The following is a 14930-nucleotide window of genomic DNA, read 5'->3' on the forward strand; positions in this document are numbered from 1 at the left end:
CCTGAGGTCCTAACGGTCCGGTTCGGCGCGGCCGATCCAGGTACGGGCGAGGGTCTGGACGGCCGAGCCGTCCGGGTCGGCGAGCTTCTGCGCCAGGTAGTCGGCCGCCCAGGCGTTGGTGGGGACGCGGAAGGCGGGCCGCTCGGCGCGCAGCGTCCGGACCACCGCCCCGGCGACCTCGTGGGCCGGCTGTCCGGCGCCCTCCCAGCCCTGGCCGCCGACCCAGGCCAGGTAGTCGGCGAAGGTCGGCGCGTACGGGCCGGAGGCGGCCTCGACGGTGTGCCGGTCGATGTCCGGGAAGATCCCGAACGCGGTGTCGGGCACGAAGCCGGGGACCACGACGGACACCCGGACGCCGTGCGCGCCGGCCACCGGGGCCAGGCTCTCCATGAAGCCCTCGACGGCGGCCTTGGCGGCGCAGTAGGCCTCGTTGAACGGCTGGCCGACGACGCCGTGCACGCTGCCGACGGTGACCAGGCGGCCGCCCGAGGCGCGCAGCAGCGGCAGCGCGGCCCGGCTGACGGCGATCACGCCGAAGAAGTTCACCTCCAGGTTGGCCCGCAGCGCGGCGTCGGTGGACATCTCCAGGGTGGGGTCGGAGTTGGAGACGCCGGCGTTGTTGACCACCGCGTCCAGCCGCCCGTACGTGGCGGCGACGCCGTCGACGCAGGCGGTCACGGACGCCGGGTCGGTGACGTCGAGCCGGCGGACGTCGAGCGAGACCCCGGCCTCGTCGGCGGCCGTGAGCAGCGCCCCGGCGCGGGCGGGCTCGCGCAGGGTGGCCACCGTGGTGAACCCGGCGCGGGCGGCGGCCACGGCGGTGGCCAGGCCGATGCCGGAGGAGCAGCCGGTGACCAGCAGGACCTCGGGCCCGGTCATGACGCGCTCTCCGCCGGCTCCGGCGCGGCGTCGGCCGGTTCCCGCCGCTCCTCGCGGGCGGCGGCGTCCAGCCGGGGCTGGACGCCGAGCGCGGGCAGGAAGGAGCAGGCGGCCAGCAGGGTGCCGCCGGCCATCACCCAGCGGGCGGCGTCCAGGACGCCCAGCGGGCCGGTGAGCGCCGAGACGGCCAGGCCGCCGGCCAGTGCGGCGAGCGGGATCACGCCCCAGGTGACGGTGCGGAACGCCGCGTGCATCACGCCCTGGTGCTCGGCGGACATCCGGGACTGCCGGGTGGGCGCGCTGCACACGTTGATGCAGGACATGAAGAACCCGTAGCAGCCCATGGTCACCGCGATCACCGGCCCGGCGGGCAGCGCGGGCGCAGCCAGCACGCCCAGCCCGACCAGGCAGTGCAGCAGCAGCGCCCAGGCCAGCGTCCGTCCCAGGCCCAGCCGTTGGCTGATCCTCGGGGCGACCACGGCCCCGGCCAGCGCGCCCACCGCGCCGACCGACATGGCGGCGCCGAACACGCCGACCGACACGCCCAGCCCCCGGTAGGCGAGCACGGGCAGCACCGTGACGAAGACCGGGCCGCCGGAGTTGAGGACGACGGCCGCCAGCACCACCCGGCGCAGCACCGGGTCGGCCCAGTTCAGCCGGAAGCCGACGGTCAGCCGCTCCCACACGGTGCCCTCGGTGGCCGTCGGCGCGCCCCAGGGCCGCATGTACCGGAAGCAGGTCGCGGAGATCAGGTAGCTCGCCGCGTCGACCAGCAGCGCGCCCACCCCGAGCGCGCTGTACAGCCCGGCGGCGATCGACGGACCGGCCACCTCGGACACCGAGTTGCTGCCTTCGAGGCGGGAGTAGGCGCGGACCATCCGGTCCTGCGGCACCACGGCCGGCACGGCGATCAGATAGCCGACGTTGAAGAAGATGGTCGCGCCGCTGATCACCGCCACGCAGCCGAACAGCAGCGGGGTGGAGAGGACGTCGAGCCAGTACGCGAGCGGGATCACCAGGACGGCGCCCAGCCGCAGCAGGTCGCAGACGAGCATGGTGCGGCGGTTGTCCCAGCGGTCGACCAGCACCCCGGCGACCGGGCCGAGCAACGGGATGCCGAGGTACTGGGCCATCGCCACCACGCCGACCTGGAGGGCGGAGGCGTGCAGCACGAAGATCATCAGGGTGGGCACGACGAACACGGTGATCCGGTCGCCGACCACGCTGACCGTCTGGCCGGCCCAGAACAGGTTGAAGCCGCGCCCCAGGTCCTCGGGCCGTCGCAGCTTCACGAGGCCTCCCCGGCGGCGGTTGCGGCGGCGGGCGTCGCGGCGGGCTCCCGGGGGGCCCCGCGGACCACGAAGGGGGCGGTCTTCCCGGTGCGTTCGTTGCCGAGCAGCTCGCCGGTGGCGTGCACCGTGACGTGCTCCGGGTCGTGCTGGAAGGCGGTGCTCAGGGTGAACGTCCCGGCCAGCAGTTCGGCGCGCAGCGCGTCCGGGTCCACCGCGGCGCCCGGGTCGGTCAGCAGCAGCACCTGTACGCCGGTGGCCCGGCCGCCGTCCTCGGTGATCACCACCTGGGCCCGGGAGACGCCCGGTTCGCGCTCGGCGCGGGCGATGAGCTCGTCCACGTGCAGACCGAGTCCGCGCACCTGGACGACGTTGTCCCGCCGCCCCAGCACCCGCATCGCCCGGCCCGGCCGCCCGCACGGGCAGGCGGTCAGCTCCCCGGCGTCGCCGGTGCGGTAGCGCAGCACCGGGTTGAGCATCTCGGGGTTCAGGGTGGTGAAGTCCAGCAGCCCGTCCGGTCCGGCGTGCACCAGCTGCTCGGGCAGCGGGTGGAAGGTGTCGGCCGGACAGTCCGGGGTGTTGGTCCCGACCACCCAGGTCTCGGTGGAGCCGAACATGCCCCAGCGCCGGGCCCCGGGGGCGACGGCCGCGAGGTCCTCCTCCAGCTGCGGCTGCCAGGCCTCGCCCAGCCACAGCACCTTGCGCAGTGCCGGCAGCTCCAGCCCGGCGGCGCGGGCGTGCGCGAACCAGAGCCGCAGCACGCTCGGGGTGCCGCCGATCGCGGTCACCCCGCGGTCGGCGAGGAAGGCCAGCCAGTCCGGGTACTCCTCCCGGGTGATGGAGCCGAGCGCGATCACCCGGCAGCCGGCCCGGTCGGCGAGCGCCGCGGCCAGGAAGTGCGCGCCCCACATCCGCCCGGCGCCCCAGGCGTTGGCGAACACGTCCGAGCGCTCCAGCACCGGCCAGTGGGCGTGCACCCCGGCCATGTAGAAGCCGGTCGGCGCGTAGCCGACCTTGGGCGCTCCGGTGGAGCCGCCGCTCTGGAACAGCCAGGTGGCGGCCGTGTCGCTGCGCGGCTCCAGGTGGGCGAGGGCGGTGTTCAGGTCGTCCTTGAGCAGCGGCGGCAGTGCGGCCAGCTCGTCCAGCGTGCGCACGCCGTCCGGGAGCCCGGCGTAGCGCGGGGCCAGTTCGGGCACCGTGCGGAGCCGTTCCAGGGTGGCGGCGGCCACCGCCAGTCGCGGCCCGGCCGCCTCGGGCGGCAGGGAGAAGGCGTCGGTCATCGGGGGTCCGATCGGGGGGTGGCGGCCGCCGGGGCGGTCGGCGGCGGGGTGGAGAACGGCGTGGTGGTGAACGGCGTGGTGGTGCTCGATGGGGCCGTGGTCGGTGGGGCGGGCGGGGCCGTGACCGGTTCGGCGCGGCCGGCCAGCCACTTGGCGTGGGCGTTCCGGTAGGCGGTGAACCGGGCCCGGGTGATGGCCCGCTGCAGGGTGCGCCCCGGGTCGCCGAAGTCCGGGGCGATCACCCCGTCCGGCTCCAGCTCGGAGAACCAGTACCGCTCGCCGTCGTGGAGGAAGTCCACGCAGAAGAACGGGATCGGCAGCTTCCGGGCGAAGTACGCGGTGGCCTCGGCCAGTTCGGGCGGCACCGGCGGGAACTCCATCGACCCCCCGCGGCTGGCGTTGGCCACCGGCGACCCGGGCTCGGGTATCCGCTTGAGCACCGCGAACGGCTCGCCGTCGATCACGTAGACCCGGTAGTCGACGGTGCCGTCGCCGAGGTAGGGCTGGGCGACCAGCGTGGTGTCGCCGCCCTGGGCGAGGCTGGCCAGGCCCCGGATGTCCTCCGGGCCGCGCGCCAGGTTGATCCCGCCCCCGCCGCACCAGCCGGCCGGCTTGACGATCGCCGGGTAGGTCAGGCCGCCGAGCGCCACCTCGTAGTGGTGTTTGGCGACGTCGCGGCCGGTGCCGATCCGGATCGAGGGGATCGGCGGCACCGGTGAGTCGGCGAGGTGCAGCACGGTGGCCAGCTTGTCGTTGCCGATCAGCGAGACCTGCGGCGGGAACGGCAGGTAGAAGCCGGCCTGCTCCAGCACCGCGTACAGCGCGTACTGGTTGAAGACGTCCATCGACTGGTACGGCAGCGAGTAGAGCGCGGTGATGAACAGGGTGTCCTGCGGGGTCACCGGCTCCTCGTCGACGTAGACCACCGGGTGGGCCGGGTCGGTGGCGTCCACGGTGACGGCGTCCGGCGCGTGCCGGCACCAGTTGAGGCCCAGCTCCTCGGCGGTCTCGGCGTAGAGGTCCCAGAAGTAGTGGCGCCAGGTCGCGCCGGTCCGGGTGGACTCGCGGTCGGGGAAGATCCAGCACATCCGGCGCAGCGGGCCGGGGCCGGGGCCGGGGCCGGTTGCGGGCTCGGGCGGGGCGGTGGCGTTCACCGTGCTGCTCCTTCCTGGGGGGCGGGGCGCCCGGCCCGTTCCGCCCACCAGCGGCGGCCGGACTCGGGCAGGGTGTCCACCGGGTCGTAGTAGGGGTGGTGGCGGGGCGGCACCTCGGGGACGGCGCCCCCGGCGGCGGTGGCCCCGGCGGCCGGGCGGGCGGCGCGCGCGGTGCGGGGGGCGTCGCGGGCGGCACGGGCCTCCGGCTCGGTGCGGTGGTTCTGCGCCCAGTACGAGATGCCGCGCTCGCGGTCGTACGCCGCGACCTGGTGCACCCAGCGCTTGCCCAGGCGCGGCACGTCGCAGACCAGGCGGGGGGTGGCGTAGCCGGGCAGGTAGCCCATGATCGCCTCCTGGAGGCGCTGTGCGGTGTGCAGGCTGGTGCGCCAGTGCTCGGCGTTGGGGATCATGTCGCAGAGGTAGAAGTAGTACGGCAGGATGTTCGCCTCGCCCTGGAGGGCGAAGCAGAGGTCCAGCAGGTCCTCGGGCGTGTCGTTGACCCGGCGCATCAGCACCCCCTGGTTGCGCACGTCCCGCACGCCCGCGTCGAGCAGCGCCCGGGCCGCCTCGGCGACCAGCGGGGTCACCGAGCGCACGTGGTTGGCGTGGGTGTGCACGGCGAGGTTCACCGCCCGGCGGGCGGCCACCGAGGCCACCCGGCGCACGCCCGCCAGGATCCGCGGCTGCAACCAGTGCTGGGGCAGGCCGACCACGGCCTTGCTGGCGAGCCGGATGTCGCGCACCGATTCGAGCTCCAGCAACTGCTCCAGGAAGGACTCCAGTTGCGGCCACGGCACATTGGCGAGGTCACCGCCGGAGACGACCACGTCGCGCACCGACGGAGTGCGCTTGAGGTAGTCGAGCATCTGCTCCTGGCGGTCGCCCGGCCGCAGCACCAGCCGGGCCTTCTCGACCTGGGGAGTGGAGGTGCCGACCAGGTCCATCCGGGTGCAGTGGCCGCAGTACTGCGGGCAGGTGGCGACCAGTTCGGCCAGCACCTTGGTCGGGTAGCGGTGGGTGAGGCCCTCGACCACCCACATCTCGGCCTCGTGCAGCGAGTCGCGCTCGGCCTTGGGGTGGCTGGGCCACCGGGGGTGGCGGTCGGCGGCCACCGGCAGCATGTAGCGGCGGACCGGGTCGGCCAGGAAGGCGGCGGTGAACGCCTCCGGGGAGGCCGGGGCGTGCGCGGCCATGGTGTTGAGCAGCTGCGGCGGGACCAGCAGCGGCATGGTCGCGAACCCGGCCCGGTCGGCGGCGAGTTGCTCGTAGAACTCCGGGGTCAGCAGGTCGCCGACGACGGCCCGGAGCTGGCGGGCGTTCTTGACGCAGTGGGCGCGCTGCCACTGGGCGTCGCGCCACTGGGCCGCGGTGACCCCGCGCCAGCCGGGCAGCCGGCGCCAGTCCGGTTCCACCAGCGGGGTGCGGACGTACTGGTAGGGCGCTGCGGTCGGCGCGGGGGCGGGGGCGCTGGCGGAGGACGCGGGGGCGGTGCCGGGGGGTGCGGCCGGAGCCGGGTGCGCGGGCGCGGCGGAACGCCCGGCGGCGGGGACGGTGCGTGGGTGGGTCGCGGGGTGGTCGTCCATCCGGGGGCTACAGGCCGGTGAAGAGGGTGGCGAAGCGGGTGCGCAGTTCGCGCTTGAGGACCTTGCCGGTGGGCCCGAGCGGGAACTCCTCCGCCGTGCGGGCCACCCGGACGGCGGAGAGCGTGGACAGCCCCGCGGCGGTCAGCGCCCGGTTGGCGGCGGTCAGCACCTCGATCTCCCCGGCGGTCTCCGAGCCGTGCTGCAACTGGACCACCGCGATCGGCCGTTGCCCCTCGCCGCCGGTGCCGGGCACGCCGACCACCGAACAGTCGCGGACCAGCTCGGCACAGTCCGCGAGCAGCACCTCCTCGACCGGCAGGCTGTAGACCGGGCCGCCGGCGGTGTCGATGACGTCCACCGTCCGGTCCAGGTGGTAGAACCGGCCCTCGGCGTCGCGCCGGGCGACGTCCCCGGTCAGCCAGTAGCCGGCCAGCTCGAAGCTGTCGGTGAGCCGGGCGTTGTTCCAGTAGCCGGGCGTGCGGGAGGGCGAGTCGACCGCCAGCAACCCGACCGTGCCGTCCGGAACTTCGTGGCCGTCCTGGTCGAGCACGGCGGCCCGGCGGACCACCTCCAGCGGTTTGCCGACGCAGCGGTCGTCGCGGAGGCTCTCCGGCGTGGTCACCTGGCCGAACAGCGCCATCCCCATCTCGGACGAGCCCAGGCCGTCGACGAACTGCGAACCGGGAAGGGCGGGCTGGTCGGCCTTCTCCTGCGGCAGCAGCCAGGGCCGGATCAGCCCGGCGGGCCGCTCGCCCAGCCCGACCAGCCGGCGGATGTGCCCGTAGTGCGCGCTGTCGCCGGTGTTGAACCAGGAGTGCACCTTGGCGGCACCCTTCACCGGCAGTTCCCCGGTGGCGAGTTCGACGAAGGTCCGGGGGAAGGAGGCGACCATGGTCGGCCGGAACGCCTCCATCACCGGCTCGACCACCGGGCGCCGCCAGTCGGCCATCACCACGGTCGGCAGACCGAGCAGGGTCGCGGTGAGGAAGTAGCTCAGTCCGCCGGCGTGGGTGTGCGGCATCAGGGACATCAGCCGGTCCTCCGGCTCGGCCGGGAAGCGCACCATGCGCGGCTGCTTGCCGTCCCAGAACTGGCGGTGCGCCAGGATGGTGGACTTGGGGGTGCCGGTGGTGCCGGAGGAGTGGATCAGCGCGACCACGTCCTCCGGCGCGTGCCGGTACGGGTACTCCGCGGGCAGACCGCCGGCCGCGTCCGCGTCGAAGGCCTGCACCTCGGCGGCGAGCGCGAGGAACCGCGGCCGGCGCTGAGGGTCCCGGCGGTAGGCGGCGGCGAGCCGGGTGGTGTCGTCGGCGACCGCCCCGACCACGCCGACGTGGTTGAGGTAGCGGACCATCACGTCGTGCCGCATGGCGTCGTTGACCAGGGCCGGGACGGCACCCAGCGCGGTCAGCGCCAGGAAGTGCAGCAGCGGCTCCAGGCCCTCGGCGATCACCACGGCCACCGGCTCGCCGGGGCGCACGCCGTTGGCGTGGTACCAGGCGGCGTAGCGGTCGCGCAGCGCGGCCAGGTCCAGCAGACTGTGGCCGCGCAGCACGACGGCTCCGCGGTGGTCGGTGTGGTGGCTGTAGGCGAACGGCACCGCGCGGTGGGGGTTCACGGCGATGGCGTGGTCGAGGAAGTTGCCGGCCCCGAGGCCGGGTTCGGCCATCAGCCGCTCGCGGGCGGCGAGCGGTGCGATCGGGGACGGCGGGGTGGTGCCCAGGGGGGAACTCTGGTCGCTCATGGCGGTCTCCTGTGGGGTCGCCCGCGGTTCTTGTGGAACGTGAGCATGGGCTGGGTGTGGTGGGGAGATCAGGTGCGCGGCGGACAGGTTCGTGCTCGGTGTGCTCGGTGTGCTCGGTGTGCTCGGTGGGGGTGGTGCGGGTGGTGCGGGTGGTGGCGGTGTTGGTGCGGGCGGTGCGGATCGAGCGGTGTGTCGGGCGGCGCGGATGCTCAGGCGCCGTCGAGGATCTCGGCGACGACCCGGTGGCCGGAGCGGATCGCGCCCTCCAGCAGGCCGAAGAACTCCGTGCTGGTCTCGGTGCCGGCCCAGTGCACCCGGCCGTGCGGCGCGGTCAGCGTCGGGCCGAGCCGGAGCCAGTCGCCGGGCCCGAAGAGCGCCGCGTAGCAGCCCTTGCTGTAGGGGTCGTTGACCCAGTCGGTGACGTGGAAGCCGACCGGCTCGGGCAGCATCGGGAACAGCCGGGCGGCCTGTGCGACCGCGGTCGCGCGCTGCTCGCGCGGCCCCAGTGCGGCGTAGCGGTGCGCCTCGGCCCCGGTGACGAAGCCGGTGAGCACCCCGACCGCCGCTCCGGCGGGGGAGTCGTCCACCGTGGAGAGCAGCGGTCCCTCCGCGTTGACCGACCACCCGGAGAGCCCGTGCTCCCGCCAGACCGGCGACGGGTAGACCAGGTTGACCTTGACGGCGCAGCCGCGTCCGGTGCGCTCGCCCGCCCGCCGGGCCGGGGGCTCCGGTCCCAGGTCCAGGGCGTCGGCCAGCAGCGGCGGCAGCGCCACCACCGCCACGTCGGCCCGGTACTCCGCGCCCTGGCTGGTGCGCACGGTGACCCCGTCGGCGTCCTGTCCGACGGCCCGCACCGCCTCGCCGAGCCGGACGGCGCCCCGGTGCCGGGCGGTCAGCCGGGCGGCGAGCCGTTCGCACAGCAGGTGCGCGCCGCCCTCGATCCGGTCCTGCTGGGCGCCGCCCTCGAAGGCGTTCAGATAGCGCAGGCCGCCGCCCGAGCGCAGGTAGAAGGCCATGTGCAGGACGGAGACGCCGGCCGGGTCGGCGGCCATCATCTCGCCCAGGAAGAGCGGGAAGAACAGCCGGGCGTCCGGATGGGTGAGGTACTGCTCGGCCCACTCGGCGGCGGTGAGGGTGTCCAGCCGCTCCGCGTCCGGGGTGAGCCAGGGCGCCTCCGGCCGGACGGCGGCGGTGAGTTCGGCGAGCCGGTCGAAGAGGTCGCCGAGCGCCACCGCGTTCAGCGGCGGGAACCTGCCGTCCCGGGTGGCGTGCCCGTCGTCCGGCTCCGCCCCGTCGGCCCCGCCCGCCCTGCCCTGGCAGCCGAGGGCGAAGCGGCTCGCGCCGAGCATGGTGGTGGGTGTGGTGTGGAGCTCCAGTTCCTTGATGAGCGTGATGAGTTCGGTGTGCCGGGCGCCGAGGTAGGCGGCGCCCGCGTCGGTCCAGGCGCCGGGTGCGACCTCGATCCCGTGGGTCCGCCCGCCGACCCGCTCGCGGGCCTCCAGCACGGTGACGGCGACCCCGCGGGAGGCCAGCCCCTCGGCGGCGGTCAGGCCGGCGATCCCGGCGCCGACGACGACGGCGGAACGCGGCGTCCGGCGTCTGCTCCCGTCCCCGGCGCTCATCCGGCGGCCCCGATCAGCGCGGCCAGACCGGCCGGCGTGGGCGCGAGCACGAAGTCGTCGAAGGACAACTCGACGCCGTACGTCCGGGCGACCGCGCTCAGCACGCGGGTGGCGATGAGGGAGTCGCCGCCCAGGAGGAAGAAGTCGGACTCGGGGGCGACGTCGTCCGTCTCCAGGACGCGGCGGAAGATCGCCACCACGCCCTCGGTGTCCGCTGGGGTGGTGTCTACGCTGCTCAACGAGGCTCTCCTTTGACCGCTGGTGAGGGGACCGTTCGTTCGGGTGGCCTGTGGACGTGCGCGGGGGCACGGGTGCGTGGTCGTGCGGATACGCGGTCGTGCGGGTGCGCGGCCGCGTGGGCCGGTGCCGGCCGGTCCCTAGGGACGGGCGGCGGGCAGGGGGGCCGGGTGGCGGAGCCGGGCAGGGCCCTGGGCCTCGGCAGGACCCTGGACCTGGCCATGGACCTGGCCATGGACCTGGGCGTCGGCCTCGGCGTGGGCCTCGGCCCGTGTCGGGGCCCCGGCCCCGGCCGAGTGCAGCCGGTGCGTGCCCGCCCGGTCGACCTTGCCGCTGGCGGTGAGCACCAGCTCCGGGACGACCGTGATCCGGGCGGGCACCAGATGGCCGGGCACCCGCTCCCGCAGGTACGCGCGGAGCTCGGCGTCCAGCGCTCCGGCCGCTGCCCCGGGGAGCGGGACCACGTACGCGACCAGCGCGGTGCGCCCGGCCGCGGTCGTCCCGGTCACCGCCACCGCGCGCACCGCGGGATGTGCGCCGATGTGCGCCTCCGCCTCCGCCGGGTCGACCCGGATCCCGCGCACCTTGAACTCGCCGTCCAGCCGGCCTTCGTGGGTCAGCACGCCGTCGGCCGCCCGGCTCACCCGGTCACCGGTGCGGAACCAGCGCACGGCCCCGGCCTCGCCCGCGTCCGCGGCCTCCTCGGTGAACCGGGCCGCGGTGGCCTCCGGCAGGCCGCGGTAGCCGAGGGCCACGGCGGGACCGCCGATCAGCAACTCGCCGCGTTCGTCGATGCGTTCGTGCACATGGGGCAGCGCCCGGCCGATCGGCACCTGGTCGCCGGCCGCCCAGGGCCGGTCCCGGGCGGCGGCCAGCGGCCCGTGCAGGTCGACGGCATGGGTGATCAGCGTGGTCTCGGTGGACCCGTAGGTGTTGAGCAGCCGGATCCGCGCGGTGTCCAGGGCGGCCCAGTCGGCCAGCCGGGCCGGGTGGGCCGCCTCGCCGCCGATCACCACCAGCCGTACGCTGCCGGGCAGTCCGAGCCGCTCCTCCGCGAGGTGGCGGACCAGTTCGTGCCAGAAGGCGGTGGGCAGGTCGAGCACGGTGATCCGCTCGCGCTCGACCATCCGCAGCAGGCGCGGGAACGAGCCGCTGTGGGCGTCGCGGTCGAGGACGAGCGTGGCGCCGGTGACGAGCGCCGGGAGGATCTCCTCGAAGCAGGTGTCCCAGTTCAGCGACGCGAACTGCAGCACCCTGTCCTGGGCGGTGAGGCCGAACAGGGTGCACAGCGAGTCCACGGCGGCGGAGATCGCCCGCCGGGGAGTGACGACGGGTTTCGGCTGCCCGGTCGAACCCGAGGTGAAGAGCAGATAGGCCGGTCGCTCCGGCCCCGTCCGGCGCGCACCGCCGGGGGACCACGGACCGCCGGGAGGCTCCGGATCGGTCCCGGCTAATCGGGGTAACCCGACCGCTTCCACGCCGGGGTGCCCGTCGAGCCCGAGGGCCGTCCGGCAGCCCGCCGCGGCGAGCATCTCCCGCTGCCGCTGCGGCGGGAACGCCGGGTCGACCGGACAGTACGCCCCGCCCGCGACGAGGACGCCGAGCAGACCGGCCACGGTGTCCGGGGTGTGCGTGGCCGCGACCGCCACCGGGCCCGGGTCCGGCCCGAGACGATCGGCCAACGAGTGCGCCAGTGCGTTGAGTTGACGGTAGCTGACGGTCCGCCCGTGGTGGGCGATCGCCGGCCGCCCCGGATATCGGCGCACGGTTTCCGTGAACGCGTCAATCAGGTCGGAAGTGGCCCCGTGGATGTTGCGGTTATTTGTCATGCCCGCCCCAAAGAATGCCGGTGCGAGCACGTGTTCGGTGCTCGGCGGACCGGGACTCTACCGGGGTGCCGCACGGAGCCACAATGGTTGTCGGGGATGTCGCTTCAAGGACGCGCGGTTGACATGTGGACGGGACTCGTTCCGCCTGGACGGTCCCGTGTGACCCGAGTGGCTCCGCTCGGTGGCGGCGCGATGACGATCCGTCATGTCCGGCGGGCGGAGTTTCCCGATGGATCCGCACGCGATCGGAAAACCTTGTGCCGCAAGGTGATTGACGATCCGTTCGGAGGCGAATTGAACGGCGCCCGCGCCATCGCTCCCGTCGTTGCCGCTGCTGACGGCCGAAGCTGCTGCCCGACGGCGTCCGGCCGCCGTATTCGGGAGAAGGGTTCACCGATTTCCCGGATTCCCTGCGGAAAGGACGTCGCCGGAGTGTTCGTCCGCCGCCCGTCTCCCGTCTCCCGTCTCCCGTCTCCCGTCCGCCGGACCGGCCGGGATCGGCCGGGGCTCAGCTGTACGCGATGCGCTCCGTCTCGAAGAGCTGTGCGGCGCCGATGCGGCCCTCGTCGAGGGAGAGCAGCCAGGGCAGCAGGACGGGTGTGGCGTGCAGTCCGCCGTGAGGGCCCAGGCGCAGGTCCGCGAGGCCGTCGCCGGGAAGCCAGCGGTCGAGTGCGTCGGCCAGGTGCAGATCGGCCGCCTCCGTACGGGTCCCGGTCCAGACGGCCAGCCAGGGCGTCAGGGTGCCGGTGGCGGCCGCCACCGCCTCCAGGACCTCCGTCACGTGGTGGTCCGCGGGGTGCGTTCGCAGGGTCGAGTGCCACCAGGCCGACCAGACCGCCGCCACGGCGGCCCGTTCCGGCGCGGCCCGGCCGGGCAGTCCGGCGGCGAGGAGCCGGGCGGCGACCACCGCCGGGTCGGCGTGCAGCCGGCCGGTGGTCAGGAGGCGGAGGATGCGGGGGGTCATCCGGCGGTAGAGGGCCTGGAAGCCGTCCCAGTGGTCGGGATCCTCGTCCGCGACGGACCGGACCAGTTCGTCCGGCACGGCGCTCGCCGGGCCGCCGAGCGCCGCCAGGTCGGCGGGGGAGTAGCAGTGGGTGCAGCCGCGCTGGGGGTGCGGTCGTTCGGTGAACGGGGCGAGGGCGGCGTCCAGGGCGTCCAGGGCGGACCGGAGCGTCGGGTCGGGCCCGGTCGGCCGGGAGGGTCGGGCCGGTGGGGCGGGGTGGGTCACGGGAGCCTGCCGGTGGGACCTCGTCCGGCTTCCGGAGAGGGGGCGACGCTATCACGACGCTTCGGCGGCGGACGGACGTGCCGGGGCGGCCGGGGTGGGGCCGCCCCGGGGGTGGGTCAGCAGGAGAGGTTGCCGCCGCCGACGTCGGTTCCCAGGACGCCGACGAACTTCTTGAAGAGGTTGATGCGGTCGTCGCGCTGGGCGGGGTTCTTGCCGTCGCACTCCAGGGCGCCGTTGATGGTGCGGATGGTCTCGCCGAAGCCCTTGTTGTTGACGATCGCGTCGTGGCCGGTCATCCGGCCGGCGCCGTTCTGCGTGTTCCAGAACCAGAGCGCGGTCTTCCAGGAGACGGCCGGGTCCCGCTCCGCCAGGGAGGGGTTGTGCAGCAGGTCGATGTGCAGGGCGTCGCCGGCGGCCTTGTAGTTGAAGTTCCAGCTCAGCTGCAGCGGTCCGCGCCCGTAGTAGGCGGACTGGCCGGCCGGGCAGCCGTAGGGCTGCGAAGTGTCGCAGTAGTGCGGGTAGTTGGCGGTGTTCTGCTCGACCACGTACTTCAGTCCGCCGGTCTCGTGGCTGACGTTCGCGGCGAGGCGGCCGTCGTCGCCGGCGTACACCGCGCCGGGGTCCAGGATCCGGTGCCCGTCGTCGAAGGTGACGACGGTCCCGCGCAGGACGAGCGCCATCAGTCCGCCGCCTTCACGATCGGTCCGGTGCCTTCCAGATCAGGGTGTGCCGGTCGTCCGGGACCGGGCGGCGGACCGAGTTCTGTTCCCCGCCCCCGAGGGCCCGCACCCAGGCGTCGTCCCCGAGGAACGCCGGGACGCCGAAGGGCAGGTCGCGGGCGGGGACCGGCCGGTAGTCGCCCTCCTCGAACACGGTTCCGTAGTCGGGCCCGGTGTTGTCGCCGTCCTCGTCCGGGGTCACGATCGGACGCAGCGTGGTGATCGCCGCCCGCCACCCGTCCAGCAGCGTCGACTCGGTGTGGCTCGACGGGTGCGGGACCTTCGCGAGCGCGGCCCCGGCGGGCCGGCCGGTCCACAGCCGCACCGCCTCCTGGGCGACGCCGCCCATCGCCACGACGGCCTGCAGGGCGGGGCCGGCCACCGCGTCGTAGAACTCGTTGCGCCACTGCGCCTGGAGCGGGTCGGCGAGCCGTGGCTTCATCGGCCCGGCGAACGACGGGCGCACCGCGTAGGCCCACGCGTTGACGCAGACGTAGGACCGGGTCAGGCCCAGCCTCGCCAGGAACCCCTGCACCCGCTGCCCGGCGTTGCCGACCAGGGTGCGCCCGGCGATCCGCTCGGTCGGCCCGGGATCGGAGGCGACGACCAGCACCCGTGCCGACCCGTCCAGCCGCCCCCGGTAGAACACCGGCCCCCAGTCGAACCAGAACGCCTCCCCGGCGGGCGGATCGGCCTCGGGTGCGTCGGCACCGGGCGGATCGGGCACCCGCGCGAACAGCTCCGCGAACGCGTCGCCCGGCCCCCGGTCGTACTCGGCCATCGGGTCACCACCTCACTCACCGGCGGACCGCACGGACCGTGCCCACCCGCCCCGCTCCCGCACGGGAACACCGGTTCCGGCCCACCTCCCAATGCACCACACCACCCGGCGCCGCGCAAACCGTCCCGCCGAGGGGCGGCCCGGGCCCGTGCGGTGGCGGTGCCGGGGGGTGGGTCGCGCGGGGTGACGCCGTCCCGGTACCGGTCCGGGAGGGGAAGGGGCCGGGTGCGGACTGCCGACCGGGCCCGTGGCGGGTTCCTCTCGTTGCCGGGGGCGAGGTGCCGTCCGGACCGTCCTCCCGGTGCCGGTCCGGCGGGGGCTGGTTCCCGTCGGGGGGCTGGGCGGCGGGTTCCCAACGGGGCGGGGGAGCGGCGGTGGCGGAGTGGGTTGCTGTCGGGCGGGGCGCATGGCAGGGCCTGCGTGGGGGCCGTGCCCTTGGTGGGCCGGGGTGCTCCGGTGGTCGTGCCGGGGTGGGTCGCGCGGGGTGACGCCGTCCCGGTGCCGCGCGGAACCGCCATGCCGGGGCGGCCCGGGAGTGGGTTGCCGTCCGGGGCGTTGCGCAGGAAGTCGGCCGGTCCGACTTCC

At 74.9% G+C, this 14930-nt stretch carries 11 protein-coding genes and 1 pseudogene; all 12 read right to left on the bottom strand.

All coding sequences use genetic code 11. The features are described 5' to 3' along the window. Window positions 1-9: 9 nt before the first annotated feature. Window positions 10-879 (bottom strand): SDR family NAD(P)-dependent oxidoreductase, encoded by an 870-nt coding sequence (locus ACFCX4_RS13200; protein ID WP_376141493.1) that lies wholly within the window; start codon window positions 877-879, stop codon window positions 10-12. Next, window positions 876-2171, bottom strand: a complete 1296-nt coding sequence (locus ACFCX4_RS13205) for an MFS transporter (RefSeq protein WP_376141495.1) — start codon at window positions 2169-2171, stop codon at window positions 876-878. Before ACFCX4_RS13205 ends, ACFCX4_RS13200 begins: the two co-directional genes overlap by 4 nt. Continuing rightward, complete coding sequence (locus ACFCX4_RS13210) at window positions 2168-3448, bottom strand: phenylacetate--CoA ligase family protein (RefSeq protein ID WP_376141497.1); 1281 nt, start codon at window positions 3446-3448, stop codon at window positions 2168-2170. Before ACFCX4_RS13210 ends, ACFCX4_RS13205 begins: the two co-directional genes overlap by 4 nt. After that, complete coding sequence (locus tag ACFCX4_RS13215; protein WP_376141499.1) at window positions 3445-4602, bottom strand: RimK family alpha-L-glutamate ligase; 1158 nt, start codon at window positions 4600-4602, stop codon at window positions 3445-3447. The genes ACFCX4_RS13210 and ACFCX4_RS13215 overlap by 4 nt, the downstream gene beginning before the upstream one ends. Further along, window positions 4599-6185, bottom strand: coding sequence for a KamA family radical SAM protein (locus ACFCX4_RS13220; protein ID WP_376141501.1), 1587 nt, complete (start codon window positions 6183-6185; stop codon window positions 4599-4601). Before ACFCX4_RS13220 ends, ACFCX4_RS13215 begins: the two co-directional genes overlap by 4 nt. 7 nt (window positions 6186-6192) lie before the next feature. After that, window positions 6193-7929, bottom strand: a complete 1737-nt coding sequence (locus ACFCX4_RS13225) for a class I adenylate-forming enzyme family protein (protein ID WP_376141503.1) — start codon at window positions 7927-7929, stop codon at window positions 6193-6195. A gap of 209 nt (window positions 7930-8138) precedes the next feature. After that, complete coding sequence (locus tag ACFCX4_RS13230; protein WP_376141505.1) at window positions 8139-9551, bottom strand: flavin monoamine oxidase family protein; 1413 nt, start codon at window positions 9549-9551, stop codon at window positions 8139-8141. After that, window positions 9548-9790 carry an acyl carrier protein gene (locus tag ACFCX4_RS13235; RefSeq protein ID WP_376141506.1) on the bottom strand — a complete coding sequence of 81 codons (243 nt, stop codon included), beginning with the start codon at window positions 9788-9790 and terminating at the stop codon, window positions 9548-9550. Before ACFCX4_RS13235 ends, ACFCX4_RS13230 begins: the two co-directional genes overlap by 4 nt. Window positions 9791-9928: 138 nt before the next feature. Next, window positions 9929-11554 (bottom strand): amino acid adenylation domain-containing protein, encoded by a 1626-nt coding sequence (locus ACFCX4_RS13240; protein ID WP_376141508.1) that lies wholly within the window; start codon window positions 11552-11554, stop codon window positions 9929-9931. A gap of 571 nt (window positions 11555-12125) precedes the next feature. After that, window positions 12126-12845, bottom strand: coding sequence for a hypothetical protein (locus ACFCX4_RS13245; protein WP_376141510.1), 720 nt, complete (start codon window positions 12843-12845; stop codon window positions 12126-12128). Window positions 12846-12961: 116 nt separating this feature from the next. After that, window positions 12962-13426: pseudogene (locus ACFCX4_RS13250) on the bottom strand (chitinase); the annotation flags it as partial. 112 nt (window positions 13427-13538) lie between these two features. Beyond that, window positions 13539-14345 carry a uracil-DNA glycosylase family protein gene (locus tag ACFCX4_RS13255; RefSeq protein WP_376141512.1) on the bottom strand — a complete coding sequence of 269 codons (807 nt, stop codon included), beginning with the start codon at window positions 14343-14345 and terminating at the stop codon, window positions 13539-13541. Window positions 14346-14930 lie beyond the last annotated feature (585 nt).

The sequence above is a fragment of the Kitasatospora sp. NPDC056327 genome (assembly GCF_042261735.1).
In the GTDB taxonomy this organism is placed as follows: domain Bacteria; phylum Actinomycetota; class Actinomycetes; order Streptomycetales; family Streptomycetaceae; genus Kitasatospora.